The 16,620-nt window shown below is 40.2% G+C and carries 13 protein-coding genes; 5 read left to right on the top strand and 8 right to left on the bottom strand.

The window, feature by feature from the left end; genetic code table 11:
• Positions 1-126 precede the first annotated feature (126 nt).
• Complete coding sequence (locus ACED20_RS20230) at positions 127-1,056, top strand: T9SS type A sorting domain-containing protein (RefSeq protein ID WP_294240381.1); 930 nt, start codon at positions 127-129, stop codon at positions 1,054-1,056.
• Positions 1,057-1,212: 156 nt separating this feature from the next.
• Complete coding sequence (locus tag ACED20_RS20225; protein ID WP_294240378.1) at positions 1,213-2,070, top strand: T9SS type A sorting domain-containing protein; 858 nt, start codon at positions 1,213-1,215, stop codon at positions 2,068-2,070.
• A 23-nt stretch (positions 2,071-2,093) separates the two neighbouring features.
• On the opposite strand, the gene ACED20_RS20220 is transcribed toward ACED20_RS20225, so the two are convergent.
• The 8 genes from ACED20_RS20220 to ACED20_RS20185 form a co-directional block, all read right to left on the bottom strand.
• On the bottom strand, positions 2,094-4,910 hold the full coding sequence (locus ACED20_RS20220) for an aminopeptidase (protein ID WP_378106544.1): 2,817 nt from the start codon (positions 4,908-4,910) through the stop codon (positions 2,094-2,096).
• A 54-nt stretch (positions 4,911-4,964) separates the two neighbouring features.
• Entirely contained in the window at positions 4,965-6,344 is a 1,380-nt protein-coding gene (gene pyrF / locus ACED20_RS20215) for an orotidine-5'-phosphate decarboxylase (RefSeq protein WP_345766471.1), read from the bottom strand.
• 184 nt (positions 6,345-6,528) lie between these two features.
• On the bottom strand, positions 6,529-6,876 hold the full coding sequence (locus ACED20_RS20210; protein ID WP_294203458.1) for a YkvA family protein: 348 nt from the start codon (positions 6,874-6,876) through the stop codon (positions 6,529-6,531).
• Between the two features lie 83 nt (positions 6,877-6,959).
• The gene (locus tag ACED20_RS20205; RefSeq protein ID WP_294222623.1) at positions 6,960-7,499 is read right to left on the bottom strand and encodes a TlpA disulfide reductase family protein; all 540 of its coding nucleotides are present in this window, start codon (positions 7,497-7,499) and stop codon (positions 6,960-6,962) included.
• Between the two features lie 99 nt (positions 7,500-7,598).
• Positions 7,599-8,162: a thioredoxin family protein gene (locus ACED20_RS20200; RefSeq protein ID WP_294239206.1), complete on the bottom strand. Its 564-nt coding sequence runs from the start codon at positions 8,160-8,162 to the stop codon at positions 7,599-7,601.
• Positions 8,163-8,179: 17 nt separating this feature from the next.
• Positions 8,180-9,250: a chorismate synthase gene (aroC, locus tag ACED20_RS20195; protein WP_294203462.1), complete on the bottom strand. Its 1,071-nt coding sequence runs from the start codon at positions 9,248-9,250 to the stop codon at positions 8,180-8,182.
• A gap of 45 nt (positions 9,251-9,295) precedes the next feature.
• The gene (locus ACED20_RS20190) at positions 9,296-10,936 is read right to left on the bottom strand and encodes an LIC_10190 family membrane protein (protein ID WP_378106541.1); all 1,641 of its coding nucleotides are present in this window, start codon (positions 10,934-10,936) and stop codon (positions 9,296-9,298) included.
• A gap of 54 nt (positions 10,937-10,990) precedes the next feature.
• A complete protein-coding gene (locus ACED20_RS20185; protein ID WP_294203466.1) occupies positions 10,991-11,533 on the bottom strand; it encodes a YMGG-like glycine zipper-containing protein in 543 nt (180 codons plus the stop codon).
• Between the two features lie 272 nt (positions 11,534-11,805).
• Here ACED20_RS20185 and ACED20_RS20180 point away from each other — a divergent pair, with 272 nt between their 5' ends.
• The 3 genes from ACED20_RS20180 to ACED20_RS20170 all read left to right on the top strand — a co-directional run.
• On the top strand, positions 11,806-12,240 hold the full coding sequence (locus ACED20_RS20180; RefSeq protein WP_294203467.1) for a hypothetical protein: 435 nt from the start codon (positions 11,806-11,808) through the stop codon (positions 12,238-12,240).
• 527 nt (positions 12,241-12,767) lie between these two features.
• Complete coding sequence (locus tag ACED20_RS20175; RefSeq protein ID WP_295221432.1) at positions 12,768-13,046, top strand: hypothetical protein; 279 nt, start codon at positions 12,768-12,770, stop codon at positions 13,044-13,046.
• A gap of 650 nt (positions 13,047-13,696) precedes the next feature.
• Positions 13,697-16,620 (top strand): fibronectin type III domain-containing protein (locus tag ACED20_RS20170; RefSeq protein ID WP_378106538.1); only part of this gene is annotated, 2,924 nt, incomplete at its 3' end.

Raw genomic sequence — 16,620 nt, 5'->3', positions numbered from 1 at the left:
TACTTAAAAATACCTTACCGAAAGGATATTACTATTATTAACAAAAAATTAACCTTATTATTGTCTTATTTTGAAAATTTGATGTAGTTTTGCTATGTAAATTATTAATAATTAAATTTTTAAATCATGAAGAAGATTTACTCATTAGCTGTTGTTTTGATTTCAGCAGCGGCATTTGGACAAATAAGCCTAACTTCTATGGGGACAGCTTATACTCAGAACTTCGATGGAATGGGTTCAACAACTACATATCCAACAGGATGGAATGGTATCAGAGCATCAGGAACTGGTACAGTAGGACAATCTTTAGCATTGGTTGTAAATGACGGAACTTCAAACACTGGTGCAGTTTTTAATGTTGGAACTTCCGGATCAACAGATCGAGCATTAGGAACACTGGCATCCGGTGCAACAGTGCCAGCTTTTGGAGCTCAGTTTACAAATAATACAGGAAGCACTATTACAAGCCTGGTTATTTCTTTTACTGAAGAGCAGTGGAGAACAGGTAGCAATGCAGTTGTTGAAACAGTCCCGTTTGCTTACAGTACAAATGCCACAGGTTTAGATTCAGGTACCTGGACACCAATAACCAACTTAGATCTGGTTGAAATCTTAACTTCTGACAATACAAACTCTGCCGTTGATGGAAACTTAGCGGCGAACAGAGCTGCAAAATTATTTACCATTACCGGACTAAGTATCGCCAATGGCACAAGCTTTTTCATCAGATGGTCAGATAACAACGAAACCGGTAGCGACGGAATGTATGCTGTAGACGATTTTTCATTAATTCCTTCTTCAGCAACTTTGGCCGTTTCCGATCTTTCCGCAACTAAAGGAAGCTTCATCAGAAACTCTTTCGTAAAAAACAACGAAATCACTTTCGGAGCTGAAGCAAAAGATGTAAAAGTATATACGATGAGCGGACAACTTGTAAAAACAGTTTCTGTAAAAGAGAATGAAGCAGTAAGCGTTGCTGAACTGGCCAAAGGAAACTATATCGTAACAGGTACGGTAAACAACAAACCGGTTTCCCAGAAAATTTTAAAGGACTAAGAAATTAGTTGTTTATAAAAATATTGATCTCCGTTTCTTTGAAACGGAGATTTTTTATTGCTCATTTATAAGTATTTAAGCAAATTTTAATATGCGATTTTCGTTCCGGTGGTATCGTTTTTGTAATTTTTCAAAGCAACCACAAATAAAATCATCATGAAAAAAATTTTTACCCTTATCGGAATCATTTCTCTTATATGTACCAAAGCGCAGATCGTAATCAGTGAAATCTATGGCGGCGGCGGAAGTCCGAGCCTTGCACTGAGCCACGATTATCTTATGCTTAAAAACATAGGTTCTGAACCCGCTTCTTTACATAATACCACGATTCAATACGGTCCTGCTGACGGAAATTTTACGCAATATCATATGCTCCCTAATATTACATTAAATTCAGGACAAAGCTATCTTATCCAGGAAGGTGTCAATGTTGCCGGAAGGGTAGATCTTCCCGCTCCTGATTTTATAGCGGATGAAGTGGTCTATTTCGATGGGACACAAAATTCCTCAGGCGGTATCGATTTCAACAACAGAGCAGGAAAGATCGCGCTCGTAAACGGGAATATGCAGCTTCAGGATCCTAAAAACGGAGCTGTTCTTGATTTTGTCTCATATGGAACAATGAATGCCGTTCCTGTTTTTGCTTCTGCGGCAAACACCGCCTTCAAAAGGGTTGTGGGAAATACCGGAACCAATAATGTGGAATTTGTTACCGCTCCCGCATATCCCATGAATTCTTCTGCCGGAAATACGGCTATCGCTATTACACCTGCCGATCCGGATTATTCGAAATTCAACTTTATTGTAAATCCTTTTTTAAAGGAAAACACGGAAATTGTTTTCAGCAGTGAAATAGAGAATGTAAAAATATACGATGAATTCGGTCAGGTAGTCATGCAGTCCCCGACAAAAACTTCCTACGGCATGAGTCTGATTGAGCTTCCGAAAGGAAAATATACGGTGACCGGAATGATCAATAAATCACCTGTTTCCCAGCAGATTGTCAAGGATTGAAAAGCTGCCATTTTCCAATCTACCTAATACCATCCTCTTCTGGCCGCATTGATAATGGAACTCAAATTAAGAATCAGCGTGTATCGTATTCGTTTTCCGTAATCCTTAAATGCCGGTTCAAATCCTAAAGAAGACTGTACCGGAAGATACACTTCAAGGAAATCAGGAATGATCCTTACTTTTACACCGCTGTCCCAGATAAATTTCGTCGATTGGTTTTTATTATCGTAAACCCCTGCATCCGCATATACATGGAAAATTTTCCATACACTGGTATCTACGTTTACGGAAGTGATCCATTTATTTACCGTTCCCGGAATGAACGATTTAAAACCGCCGTCCGCAAGAATAAACTGTTGAGATAGGATTCCCCCTGTGGCACTCTGTCCCAATAGATTATAGGAAAAGGAATAATCCGAAACCCTTGAGATTCCAAAGTTAAAGGTATTGTTGCGGGTATTGTTCTTAACGAAATATCCGGCAAATAAGCGGACGCTAAGTTTCTGTCTAGGGGCAAATTCCCAACGGTAAAAGCCTTCAGCCGTTACTTTATGGAAATCATTCATCCATTGTGTACTGATGCCCAGACTTTTCTCGTGAATGCTCTGGCTGTCATTATACCCGTAACCGGCGCTCCACAAGTTATATCGGTCGTAATCGTTATTGGCAATCATTAACGAACTTAAATCCCTTTCAAAATAATTGTATGAAATCCCGAGACTGCTGCTTACCGTGCTCCGCGGGTTTTTCATGAAATTTAAATTGGAATAAATGGAAGCCTTACGGTATGCCAGATCATAATCATAATGAAAATACGATCCTGAAACACCGAATGTCAGACTTCGGATGAGGCTTTCTGCCGGAAGAAAAGAGTAGGCAATAGCTCCCGATCCCGTCAGCTTTCCGGTTCCCGTACTGTAAGTCGGTGTCAGGGAATATAAAAACTTCTGATCGAAGAAAGACTGGTTCTTAAAATTAAGCCCGATCAGGAATTTGTCATACGTATTGCTGAACCGCACGCGGGGATTGATATAAATCTCATTGAATTCGGGATTCGGAATATCTTTAATCAGCTTGAGCTTGATTTTCTTGGTGTTGGAAAACAGTCCTTTTGCGTACAGATAATTATCCCTGTAGTTGGATTCAGGGAAAATATAATCGTCATTCAGGGTAATTTTGTAAATGTCTGCGGCAGGAATCAAAACGGTTTTTGTTTTCTGGTTTTCCTCCGTTTCCACCCAATATTCCTTTATCCGGCCTTCTCTCGATGTGGTCTGAAGTTTCACCGGGATGTTGGCCGATGTATTTTTCTGAATGTTAATGTTCAGAGAATCTCCGGCTTTTTTAAATCTTTTCAGTGTAAAATTTACCCTGTTTTTATGCTGAATAAATTCAGACAGGTACGCCGTTCTTTTATCTTTATCGGCAAGTTCTTTTAAAAAATCCCTGGGATCCAATTGCTTATCCGTATTGCGGGCGATGAAATCCTGAACCAGCTTCTCAAAATTCTGATAGCCCATCTTATCCGCGGAATAATTAAACAGTGTTCCGGTTTCAAAACTACTGATGGCCATATCGTTAAAGTTGCTCAGATCAGAGAATCTTTCATCGATTTTCTGATCCAGGTTCTGGGACATAATGTATTGATAAGCCAGGCCGTAACGCTCGATCAATTTCACATCCGAAGCATGAAACAATTTCAAAGGTTTGATTCCGAAAATTTTGGTATCGTTGAGCATGCCCAGCAGCTTGGTGTTGGAATAAAACTTCTTTAAATACTGAATTTCAAGATAGGATTTCAATCCGTTCTTAAACCAATGGAAATCCTGTTTATCGGTAATGATGCTTTCGTCGAGGATCTTTTTGGAGATAATCCCGAAATAATCCATATCCGTATTTTCCGCCGTGGTAAAAAGCCTGAACCGGTATTTCCAGAAGGCAATATCGTTGTTGCCGAAAAAGTCTTCCTTATTCCTGAACTTTTCGGAAATAAAAATTCTTTCAGGAATGGCCCCTATTCTTTCTTTTATAAATTTAAAATGCAGAGGAAGATAAAATTCCAGATTCTGTTTTTCTTCGGGACTTAGAGTATATCCGAATTGTACTTCCGTCTGAATGTCTCCGGTATTTACGGTGATGGAAGGGTATTCATTAGGAGAAATAAGGAATTCCGGATCAGCATCCAGGTATCCGCTGAATGAATGGGGCTGGGTTTGCTTTAGGTTACTTTTCACGAAATAATTCACCGGAAGATCAAAATTTACCATCCAGAAAGTATTAAAACTAACCGATTCTTCAATGTCATGATACTTCCTGGAAGAAATATTGTCCGGATCGAAACGATCCGGAACAATAAAGAAATATTTTAAGGCGGTATCAGCAGCAGAGACTCCATAACCTGTAAACCGGCTGTCAGGAAGCTGGATTTGATACTTCAGCTGCAGTTTTATTTTCTCTCCGGGTTTTAAAATTTCCTGTAACGGAAGAAAAAGGTTTTCGTCGGAAGTATTGCTTACGGGAATTTCCCTGTCCGCATTTTTAACCTGCAATTGCAGCAGTTTGCCGAGCTGGCTCTGTTTGGCAAAGTGAAGGTCGGTATTCCGGTCTTCCAGTTTGCGGTATACCAGAGCGGTACCACGCCTGTTGTAGGCTGCTACCCAATTTAGAAGTTTGATGGCATTGAGGTCTTTCCCAGAATGATTGTAATAAACGATTTCTTCTTTCACATCCAGCACTTTCCTGTCCTGAGACAGTTTGGCCTGTATGTAAATACTATCTTTCTGCGCAGAAACTTCCGTAACACCCAAAAACAAAATAAGACAAATACTGATCCTTTTCAATTACTGTGATAAAGTATCAAATATAACTTATTTTGTATTAATTCCGTAAAGATTTTAATTCTGAACGGCTTTTTTTTCCAGTGAGTTTAAATATGCATTCCAACCTTCGGTTTTATACGTCATTGCGGCTTCTTCCGGGTTTTCAGCTTTATAAATTCCTCTTCCTACGATAATGAAATCGGTGTGAAGAGTCTTAAATACATGTTCCGGGGTATTGTACTGCTGGCCTTTTCCATCTCCGGAATCGGCAAGGTTTACTCCCGGTGTGAACAGCAGCATCTCTTCAGGCAGCGGGTTCTGGGAAACGCCTCCAATTACGTTAGGGTGCGATGAGGCTATCTTTAAAGCTTCTTCCCGGTAGGCATTGGTCGTTAAAGCCCCTTTGGAAGACATTCCGATAATGGCTACAACACCAACGTTTCTGAAGCAGTCCAGTGATTCGAATCCTCCGATAACCTGCGAAGTTACAAAGTCTGCCCAATCGGTAATTTTGAAAACACCGCTGGTAAACTGAAGCTCCTGCGTATTTCCGATGTCTGCAAACTTACGGTCTTCCATCAACAGGAAATTGTGTTTTGCAGCCAGTGCTTTTAAGGGAATAATCGTTTTTTCGTAATTAAAATCTGAAATAATATCGATGTGCGTTTTTAAAGCGATCACATAGGGGCCCACTTTCTCGGCAAGTTCCAGTAATTCCTGAGTGGTAGTAACATCAGCAGAGGCTATTAAATTCGATTCTTTTGCCAGTGCGGTTTCCAGAAGCTTCTTTGAAACGGAATGCTGGGCATTCTCATATTTTTCCTGATAGGAAAGTCTAATTTTTTCTTCGAACTGAATGTGGTTTCCTTTTAAAAAATCCTGAATTCTTTTTACCTCGTCATCCGACAATTCTCCGTTTTCTTTAAGGATGGAGCAGACTTCCGAAATATTGAAAAGGGTATGGACTCTGTATCCTTTGCTTTCCAGAAGCTGTTTTCCGCCCTGTTCACGGTCAAGAACCACTACGATGTCCGCTACTTTGATGTCCTCCTGCTCAACCTCAGCAATGGTTTCGATCAGGGATTTTCCGGAAGTGATGACGTCTTCTACCAACAGGCAGTTCTGCCCTTTCTGGTAAATGCCTTCGATCAGTTTTTTTGTTCCGTAGTTTTTGGCTTCTTTTCTTTTAATAATTAATGGAATGTAGCTTTGTAAAGACATCGCCGTAGCCATCGGAAGCGCAGCATAAGGAACCCCGCAGATCAGGTCGAAATTATCCAGCGGAAGCATATCCAGCAGGTAATTGGCAAGATTTTTTAAGATCTTCGGATCTGATGCCAGAGGCCTTAGGTCTACATAAAAAGGGCTTTCGATACCGCTTTTCAAGGTGAATCTTCCGAATTTGATGATGCCCAGTTTATAGCATTCTAAAAAGAATTCTTTTTTACTTTCCATTATTTTTTATTAGATGTTTGCAAATTTAAGGATTTGGGATGAAAGAGGGAAGAAGGTGAATGGTGAATTTCGCTTCGCGGGTGAGTGGTCAATTTCTATTTAACTTTGTCAAAGTTCGTAACTTTGACAAAGTTTTTTAAATTAAGTATACGAAAAAAACCATCCCTTAAAGATGGTTCGTTACTTATTCAACAATTTCGGCGTCGATGATTTTTGCACCGCCGGTGTTGTATTTCCGATCTGCTTCCCAAAGCAGGAATTTATCCACTTCCCTGATCAGTTTCGGGATTGCCAGCGATAAAACCGCCAGGTCATCCAGAACTCCTATTACCGGTACTGCGACTTCCGGCAGCAGGTCGATAGGGGAGATTACATACAAAAGTCCCAAAAGAGGAAGAAGGATATCCAGAGACCTCATCGGATATTCTCCTTTTCTCCACATCTTCACCATTCTGAAAATGTCGGGTATTTTCTGTACGAAACCTTTATGGCTGATGGCTTCTTTTGCCAGATTTAATTTGGAGTACTTCATTTTTTGCGTTCGGCTTTAAATAATTTTTTAACCTTGTAAATTTCACAAATTCTGTACCAACGAACTGTAAAATTTAGTTAAAATTATTTAATAATATTGTCAATAAACTGATGGGTAGATTCTGTATTCCAGTCTCTTGAGGCATCTTCCTTGATGAGGATTCTGCCGTCCTTATCAAGCAGATAGGTGGTGGGAAAGACTTTTGGAAGGATTTTTTCCGAGATCGGGCTTTGCGCAATATAAACGGGAACGTTATAATTGTTTTCCTTCAAAAATTTTCTTACCGCATCTTCCTGGTCATTCATGGCGATCAGGACAAAACTTACATGATCTTTCCTGGTATCGTAAAGCTTTTGGATGGATGGCCATTCTTTACGGCAGGGTGGACACCAGGTTCCCCAGAAATTCAGGAATACGGCTTTTCCCTTAAACGTTTTAAGGTTGGTGCTCGGCACATTGATTCCCTGGAGATCGATATCGTAATCTTCATCACCGATGTGAACCGCATTTTCAATGGCTGCTATCGGAAAAAAAGTATCCTGAAGCTTTTCTTTTACTCCCGGGACAAAAGCAATAACCGCGATCAGGGCAATAAGTATAATGTAAATGATGTTTTTTTTCATTTTTACTTTCACTAAAATTATTTTGAATGTAAGCCTCTTTAATTCAGATTAAACCTTCTGAATAAAATAATCTTTTAAACCTGCAAAAGCATGTTGTGATTAAAGCAGTTCGAGGATTTCCTGAACGGCATCTTTACCTCTGTTTTTGGCATAATAGAGCTGCAGGTCATTATAAAAATGGTCCCTGGTATAGGTTTCAGGATCTGCTTTAAATTTCGCCAGCAGCTGCCTCCCGTATTCCGGTCGCGGGCCCCATGAACCTTTTACACTGAAATCGTTGTTCAGGATAACTACTTTCGGGATGGATTCGGTATTATTGGTAAGAAACTGACTGATCAGGCTTTTATCGCTGTCCCGTAGGAAGATCCTGACTTCATTTTTTCCTTCGAAAAATTTAACCAGGGCCGGAACGGTTGCGCTGGCATCACCGCACCAAACCTCAGAGATAATTAAGATTTTTCCGTCGAAATTCTTAGAAGCAAGCTCTTTCAGCTGTTCTTCATCGGCAGTATATTTTTTTAAGGTTCTGTCTATTCGCTGAAGCCCGAGTTTATAATAAGGTTTATAATCGGTTTCCTGCTGGTTGGCAGGATTTTCTAATCTTTGTCTTCCGGTCTGCACATAGTCTTCGAAAGAGATGGCTTTATCCCAGTAATTTTCCATTACTAAAAATATCTATATTAAAAATTGTTGATGTTTCTTGTCTTGTTGATCAGAAATAAATCGGCCAGCACAAAAGCGGCTAAGCTTTCCACTACAGGAACGGCTCTCGGAAGAACACACGGGTCATGACGGCCTTTTCCCTCTACAATTACAGGGTTTCCTTCTTTGTCCACGCTTTCCTGAGGCCTTAAAATGGTGGCTACCGGTTTGAATGCTACCCGGAAATAAATATCCATTCCGTTGGAGATTCCTCCCTGGATTCCTCCTGAAAGATTGGATTTCGTCGTAAAATCTTCATTGAAAAGATCGTTATGTTCTTTTCCGGTCATCTTCGCTCCGCAGAATCCGCTTCCGTATTCAAAGCCTTTTGCCGCGTTGATGTTGAGCATGGCTTTGCCCAACTCTGCCTGAAGCTTGGAGAAAACCGGTTCGCCGATTCCCACCGGAACATTTTTAATGACGCAGGTGATGGTTCCGCCGATGGTATTGCCTTCTTTTTTAATTTCTTTAATCCTTTCGATCATCTTTTGAGCCGTTTCCGCATCGGGACAGCGGACTTCATTGCTTTCGGTTTGAGAAAAGTCCAGTACCTGATAAGGTTTCTCACAGAAAATATCGCCTACCGAAGAAACGTAAGCGTTGATCTCAATATCCGAAAGCAGCTGCTTGGCCAATGCTCCCGCCACTACCCAGTTGATGGTTTCCCGGGCTGAAGATTTTCCGCCGCCGCGATAATCCCTTAATCCATATTTCTGGTCATACGTAAAATCGGCATGACTGGGACGATAGGAACCGGCGATATGATCGTAATCCTTCGATTTCTGATTTTCGTTTTCAATGATAAATCCGATCGGGGTTCCCGTTGTTTTGCCATCGAAAATTCCCGAAAGGAATTGTACCGTATCGCTTTCTTTTCGCTGTGTAACAATGGCCGATTGTCCCGGCTTCCTGCGATCCAGTTCGTATTGGATCTTATTAAGGTCAATGGTAAGACCTGCCGGAAAATTATTGATGATCCCGCCATAAGCCAGACCGTGGCTTTCCCCGAATGTGGTAAGGCTGAGAAGATTACCTAAAGTATTTAACATGATACAAATTTAAGGCTTTTTCTCCAGATGAGTACGCACCAGGATTCAGTTTTGTTTATAAGAGCGGTTGATGGAATTGATGATATCCTGTGCCTGTATTTTCTCTTCAGGAGTCAGTTTTTTCCAGATAAATCCTTTTTTCATATTTTCAGGATCGGCCATTTGTGGAAAGATTCCGGCTTTTATATCATCAAAAATATAGCTTTCGGATATGGCAGGCAGCTCCGTATCAAAATTATAAGGATACTTCTCGGAAACATTGAACCGTAAATTGCCGATCTTGTAGGTGTTATAATTGTGATAGCGATAAACTGAGGGGCGGTAAAGTTGCTGCACTTCAATTTGGGCCATAAAATTTCCGGGCCTGAAAGTCGGTAGGTAATTCTGAATAATGGACGGTACCATAATACATCCGATAACAATAATGCTCAGCGCAGAAAATATCGTAAGGGATTTCTTCCGATTGAAGTAATCCACAAAAATCACAAAGAAAATTACAAAAAAAACATCGATAAAAAAGCGGTATTGCGCTGAAAACAGAAGCACAAGAATGCTTTTAGCCAAAACCGAAAGACAGATGAGGCTGGTTATTTTATTTCTTTTAATACATGTGAAAATAACAAAGCCAATTAAGCTAAAAGTAAAAAGAATATTTATTTTTGATTTTATGCCTTCTAAAAGCAACCAGTTTTTAATGTAATCCACTATTGAAAACTGCTGTATTTCTTCGTAGGAATACTGCATGTCATAAGTTTTCTGAATCGCGAGCTCAGAAGAAAGTTTCAGGACTTCCGGGTTGGGTTTCCAGTTTCCAGTTAAATCCCAGAATGCAATAGGAAAAACCGGATACCCGAAGGTCCAGATGTTTTTGATGAAGAATAAGAGAGCTATGAGGAATCCCGGAATGAGGTTCGCAAACTTTGATTTAACGATAAATGCCGAATAGAGAAACCCCAGAAGTGGCAGCCAGATCATTGTCGGTTTAATGACAAAAACAAATACCGAAAACGCGAACAGGAAAAGCGTATTTCTGTTTTTTCTCAGGACTTCACATAAAATAATTAATGAAAAAACAATTACAGGCATATCCGGACTTGGGGATTGTGAGAACAGCAGCAAAACAGGAATAAAACAAAGCTGTATCCAGCTTTTATGCTCTACAATATATATGGTATAAACAATCAAAAGAATGGTATTGATTCTTAAATAAGGATCTGAAAAACTGGAAAATCCGGCCTGGAAAATATGCCAGACCGACATCTGTCCCAATGTAAGATCTAGATTGGATATCCCCCTTACAAGACCGAATTCCCGAAGCCATTTTATCGTGGGAACATAATATCCGAAATGGTCCAGGATATAAGGATAGAAAGATCCGCAAAATAAAACAATCAAGGTTACTGAGCCGATCAATACCACTTCTCTTTTTGAAAACCTGAAAAATAACCGGTATAATCTATCCTTAAAAAAAGATATGAGTCCTGCAACAATTACAGGAAGTTCAAGATAGATATTTAAAGGGATAATAAAAGATAAGACCGTCCATAGTATAGTGATTCCAAATATACCTGAAAATATTTTACCGGAAATTCCTTCCGATATGCCTCCGAAAAAAAATTCCAGAAGTTTTCCGGACCCCATTAAAACCGGAATGAGAAGAATCGTTGAAAGGAGGATTAACAACATAAAAAAAGATTACTTAAAAATAAGCAATCTTTCGATGTTATAGTAAAATTATTATTATCTGGGCTGAACCCTTCCGCTTTTTCTATCCTGTGCTCTACCCAGTGTATAACCGGTAGCACCACCGATTACCCCACCGATTGCAGCACCTGCACCAGGACTTTTCTTATTTACAATTGCACCTAACGCAGCACCACCCACAGCACCAATGATAGTACCTTTAGCTGCCTCACTCATCCCTTTTTTCTTGGCTGTTGTCTGGGATGAATTTCCGTTATTAGCATAGGTTCCACTGTTTGAGCTTGAATTTGATCTGTCTCTATATATGGTACGTGTTTCCCTGATTATCTGAGGTCTTGCAGTGGCTGCAGCTGCCGTTTTTGCTTTTTGCATTTCGGCTATACTGTCTGCTTTTTTTTGTGCTTCATAAGCCATCTTTTCCTTTTCAATGGCTAATTTTTGCTTCTCTATTTCCAACTGTCTCATCTGGAACTCCATTTTCTGTTGTTCCAAAGATTGTTGTTCAGCGATCTGGTCATCTTTTTTACAGGCTGTCAGAAAAAAAACCGACATTAATCCTGTTAACACTATATTTCTCATAATTCAAATTTTTATAAGGATATTAAGTCAACCTGACTTTGATCTTATACTATTTTCAATTTTGAAGCCAAAGTTCGTTAAGCAATGTTAAAAAAGCTGAAAAAATACAAATGTTTTCAGCGTATGACTAAGATAGATGAGTGAGAACCAGCATCTATAAAGCTTTGTCAGCCATTACCTAACTTAGCTGGAAATGTAACCTTTTCTTAATTTTCTCCATGTGTGGAATTAAAATGAATTGAGTATTTTTGCTTTACCTAAATTACAGTATTATGAAAAATTCAATCGTAAAAATCCTGCTGATGGCAGGTATAGTCGTGGTAGGAAGTTCTTTTTCCGACCATGGAAAGGCTTCTCAACGTAAAAACGAAATTTCAAGAGAACCTTCAAAATCAAAAACGTACAAAATACGATATGGCCTTGTAGGGCAGACGGGGCATAAGACACTTTCGGGAAGTTATGATGTAGGAAGTTTTATTGCTACCAATACCGTAACCGGACAAAGTTACGATACTTATTACGGTGGAGGGTTCCAGACACTTCCTGCTTATTATGATGATCTTCCTGCCGGGAATTATACATTTACTGCAATGCAGGGACAAGGTGGCTGGGCAGGATATGGGTCAGTAACTTCTGAAGTCTCGGATGCTCAGGTAGACGCTGACGGCTATGTAACAATTTACATCCCGATTGCCTGGGAAGAATAGAAAGAACAATAAAAGATCTCGCCACTTCTGGCGAGATTTTTTTAATCTTTTTACGTAAATCACAGACATGTTATCATTAATTATCATAATTCAACATCAGACCGCCAGACATAAAAAGTATAAATTACTTCAATCTGTAAGACGAATTACATTCAAAAGGCCAAAAAACTATCCAATGAGAAAAAATAACTTTTCGCCGATTTTGGTGCTGGCTACTTTGCTTATTCCGTAATGCTTGTTATATTTGGAGATCCTTTAGCTTATATAGGTAAGGGGTAGTAAATCAGATTTTATGCTGCAATTATCCATAGTGAAAAAGTATTGTAAAGCAAAATAGAGTAGCATATGCTACATACAGGCTCTGTTCAGTGCACTCTGAATAGATTTTTCATCATTTGTGTTTTTACGGCCTCCTGAAAGGGAGGCTACTTTATTTGGATATTCTTATCCTGTTATGACCGCGCTCATAGAATTCCTGTTTTTTAAAATCTAATTTTGATTCCATATTAAACATCAAAAATTATTATATGAAAAAAGTAATGCTATTAATGCTGGGAGTAAGTCTTTTCGCAATAAGCTGTAAAAAACAGGAAACACAGAATGAAAATAATACACTTACAGATTCTGCCAATACTTCAGGTACCATGTCTGATACATCCGGATCCGGAACAATGTCTGCGGATTCTACAGGTGTTGCGGGTGACAGTACGATGAATCGTGCGAATACCCAGAATAATCGAAGGAGTACCACCCCTAATCCGACCAACAGTTCAAACGGAGGTGCCAGGTCCGATTCTGCAAGGTAAAAGAATAAGACACTTTTTCCATCCAACCAATATACCTTTTAAAAAAACTCCTTGATCTTTTTAAGGAGTTTATTTATGTCTCAGCACGATCCTGATTAGATGTGAAATTAATATCTTCATCAGCCCGTGTGGTATTCCATAATTAAAAGTTAAAGGCTTTCTGTTGCATCTGTTATTCTGCCTAAACCGTATTTTCATTAATAAAAGTAATTCTCCGTTGCTGTATGGGTTCATGGATAAGTAATAAATAAATTATATTTAAAAAAAAACAAGCGTTATGATTTCAATCATAAGTAAACATCATGAGACAATTGTAATTTTACGACATGGATTAATAATAATTGATTCAATAAAATTTTTTTCATCATTTGTGTTTTTTTGGTCTCCTTTACAAAAGGGAGACCTTATTTTTTTATATTATCCCATTTTTAGAAATCAATAGAATAATGATTTTATACAAGATACTCGACAGACCATAAAACAATAAAAGCGCAGATTGGACGTTTTGCTTCTAAGTACCCGTAAATGTTTGTTTTTCAATAAGTGTTCTGCGGGATTCGAGGTAATTTCTATAAAAATAATAGCTACTTATGCTATAAATTATCAAAAAACAAATTAGATTTGCAATGATTAATATTAAATGATAACTTATGAAGAAAATTTCTACTTTTTTAGTACTTCTTCTGTGTTTGCTGAATCTGGGCGCCATTCCGGATGCCTATGGGCAGACACCCGCACCATTACCGTATTCACAGAACTTTAATACGGCTAATGATTTTACGTTACTCAACGGAACCCAGACCAACAAGTGGTTTTACGGTGCTGTAACGGGAAATACGGGCAGCTCGCTTTACATTTCAAACACAAACGGAACTACCAATGCTTATTCTACCAATGATACCAGTGTTGTACAGGCATACCGGGATATTACCATTCCGGCCGGAGCTTCTGTAGCCAACTTTTCATTCGACTGGAAAGGAGTAGGGGAAAACGGATGGGATTACCTCAGAGTATGGATGGTTCCGGCAACTTTCAACCCTACACCGGGAACACAGATTACGGCCGGTGGTGGACGGATCCAGATCGGAACTGAATTCACAGGCCAGTCTGCCTGGCAGACGTACAGTACCATCAGCTTGAACATCAGTTCTTTTGCGGGATCAACGATGCGCCTCGTCTTCGAATGGAGAAATGATGATCTTTTCGGAACACAGCCTCCTATTGCGGTTGATAATATCAGCATGAGCGTACCGAGCTGTTTCCCGCCTACTGCAGCATCAGTGGGAACCATTACAACAAACACTGCCGTTTTATCTTGGACGGCGCCTTCAACAGTACCTGCCAACGGCTATGAATATTATATCAGTACCAGTGCTACTGCTCCTACGGCAGCGACTGCAGGGATAGCTAATGCAGGAACTAGTGTTACCGTACCTTTAAGCCCAAGTACAACTTATTACTGGTGGGTTCGGTCCGTATGTGGCTCCACCAATAAGAGCGTATGGATTGCAGGACCAAGTTTTTCAACACTGCAGATACCTGCTACAATACCATACGTCCAGAATTTTTCAACAGGCAATGACCTTCAGCTTACAGGTTCAGGACAACCAAATATATGGTTCTACGGTTCTGTAACAGGAAATCCGGCAAACTCACTGTATATTACAAATGATAACGGCGTTACAAATGGTTATAATACATCTGCCTCCAGTGTAGTTCATGCTTTCAGGGATATTATCGTACCTGCAGGAAGTACCAATGCCACTTTATCATTCGATTGGAAAGGGTTTGGAGAATCCGGCTGGGATTATTTAAGAGTATGGCTTGTTCCTATGTCATATGTGCCGGTTGCAGGAACCCAGATTACGGCCGGAGGAGGCCGGATCCAGCTGGGAGGAGACTTCAACCAGCAGACAGCATGGCAGAATTATTTTAATACCGGAGTAAACCTGAGTAGTTTTGCCGGTCAGCAGGTGCGTCTTGTTTTCGAATGGAGAAATGATGGTATTCTGGGAACACAGCCTGCTGCAGCGATTGATAATATCAACTTAAGCATTCCTACCTGCCAGGTGCCTACGAATATTACCGTAAGCGCAGTAGCCAGCAGTACGGCAACGATTACATGGACGGCACCGACACCGGTTCCGGTTGGGGGATACCAATATTATCTTTCTACTACAAACGTAGCACCTACTGCTGCCACGACCCCTACGGGTTCATCTGCAGCAACGACCCTAAATTTAACGCTGTTAAGCCCTAATACAACGTATTATATCTGGATCCGTTCCGTATGCGCAGGTTCGGACAGAAGCTTCTGGGTAGCAGGCCCGGTTTTCACAACAACGCAGATTCCGGCTACCATTCCTTACATCCAGCCTTTTACAACAGGAAGTGATTTAGGATATACAAATGGTACTCAGGTTAATAAATGGACGTATGGAAGTGCTACCGGAAATACCGGAAATTCACTTTATATTTCTAATGATAACGGAGTGACCAATGGTTACAATATCTCATCAACAAGTGTTGTTCATGCTTACAGAGATATTGCCGTACCGGCGGGAACTACTACCGCTACTTTCTCATTCGATTGGAAAGGGGTGGGAGAATCATCCTGGGATTACCTGAGGGTATGGCTGGTACCGGCGAGCTTTATGCCTGTTTCGGGAACTCAGATTACTGCAGGCACAGGAAGGATACAAATCGGTAATAATTATAATCAGCAGTCTACCTGGCAGAACGTCACGAACCCTGCTCTTAATATTTCGAGTTTTGCGGGAACGACTATGCGTCTTGTGTTCGAATGGAGAAATGATTCTACCGGTGGTACACAGCCTCCGGCTGCCATAGACAATATTAATTTAAGGATTTGTAACAACGCTACACCAACGGTAACTTTAGGAACACCTACACATAATTCGATTGTGTTGACCTGGAATCAGGACATCGGAGGAGCAACTTACACGATAAGGTACAGACCAATCACTTCTCCGGCTTCATCATGGCAGCTGATAAATGTTGCAGCAGCACCTTATCCGGCAACAACAAATACCATTACGCTGAACACTCTTTCTCCGGCTACCCAGTATGAGGTTGAAGTAGCAGCAATCTGTAACGGTAATACAGGGGTGTATTCTCACAATACGTTTACCACAAGATGTGATCCTACCCCTCCGAATGTAACCGTTAGTAATATTACAACAACATCAGCTTTGATCACATGGTCTCCGCTGGCAGTAAGTTCACATTATTTCTTACGCTACAGAATCGTTGGAAGTGGCAATGGTGGGTGGAGTGCAAATATTCCTTTACCACTTGCTCCTGCGAATACGTATACACTGGGCGGATTGAGTGTATTTATTACCTATGAGGTACAGATAGCCAATATGTGTGATAACGAGAATACGCTAAACCCATGGTCTAATTCTAAAGTATTTACAACGGAGAGAACATGTGAATTGCCTCCTCCGGGGTTAACCATCACGAATATTACGACAACAACCGCTCAGGTAACATGGGCGCCTTTCCCGGGTGCGACATATATCCTTCGATATAGAAAAGTGGGTATTCCGAG

Origin of the sequence: Chryseobacterium sp. sg2396 (genome assembly GCF_042610505.1) — a bacterium.
GTDB lineage: Bacteria > Bacteroidota > Bacteroidia > Flavobacteriales > Weeksellaceae > Chryseobacterium.
This window is presented reverse-complemented; position numbering and strand designations above follow the sequence as displayed.

Excerpts from the sequence above, each read along its gene's own strand:
- pyrF (WP_345766471.1), bottom strand. The coding sequence starts at position 6,344 with ATGGAAAGTAAAAAAGAATTCTTTTTAGAATGCTATAAACTGGGCATC.
- ACED20_RS20205 (WP_294222623.1), bottom strand. The coding sequence starts at position 7,499 with ATGAAAAAAAACATCATTTACATTATACTTATTGCCCTGATCGCGGTT.
- aroC (WP_294203462.1), bottom strand. The coding sequence starts at position 9,250 with ATGTTAAATACTTTAGGTAATCTTCTCAGCCTTACCACATTCGGGGAA.
- ACED20_RS20210 (WP_294203458.1), bottom strand. The coding sequence starts at position 6,876 with ATGAAGTACTCCAAATTAAATCTGGCAAAAGAAGCCATCAGCCATAAA.
- ACED20_RS20230 (WP_294240381.1), top strand. The coding sequence starts at position 127 with ATGAAGAAGATTTACTCATTAGCTGTTGTTTTGATTTCAGCAGCGGCA.
- ACED20_RS20200 (WP_294239206.1), bottom strand. The coding sequence starts at position 8,162 with ATGGAAAATTACTGGGATAAAGCCATCTCTTTCGAAGACTATGTGCAG.
- ACED20_RS20175 (WP_295221432.1), top strand. The coding sequence starts at position 12,768 with ATGAAAAAAGTAATGCTATTAATGCTGGGAGTAAGTCTTTTCGCAATA.
- ACED20_RS20180 (WP_294203467.1), top strand. The coding sequence starts at position 11,806 with ATGAAAAATTCAATCGTAAAAATCCTGCTGATGGCAGGTATAGTCGTG.
- ACED20_RS20190 (WP_378106541.1), bottom strand. The coding sequence starts at position 10,936 with ATGTTGTTAATCCTCCTTTCAACGATTCTTCTCATTCCGGTTTTAATG.
- ACED20_RS20185 (WP_294203466.1), bottom strand. The coding sequence starts at position 11,533 with ATGAGAAATATAGTGTTAACAGGATTAATGTCGGTTTTTTTTCTGACA.
- ACED20_RS20225 (WP_294240378.1), top strand. The coding sequence starts at position 1,213 with ATGAAAAAAATTTTTACCCTTATCGGAATCATTTCTCTTATATGTACC.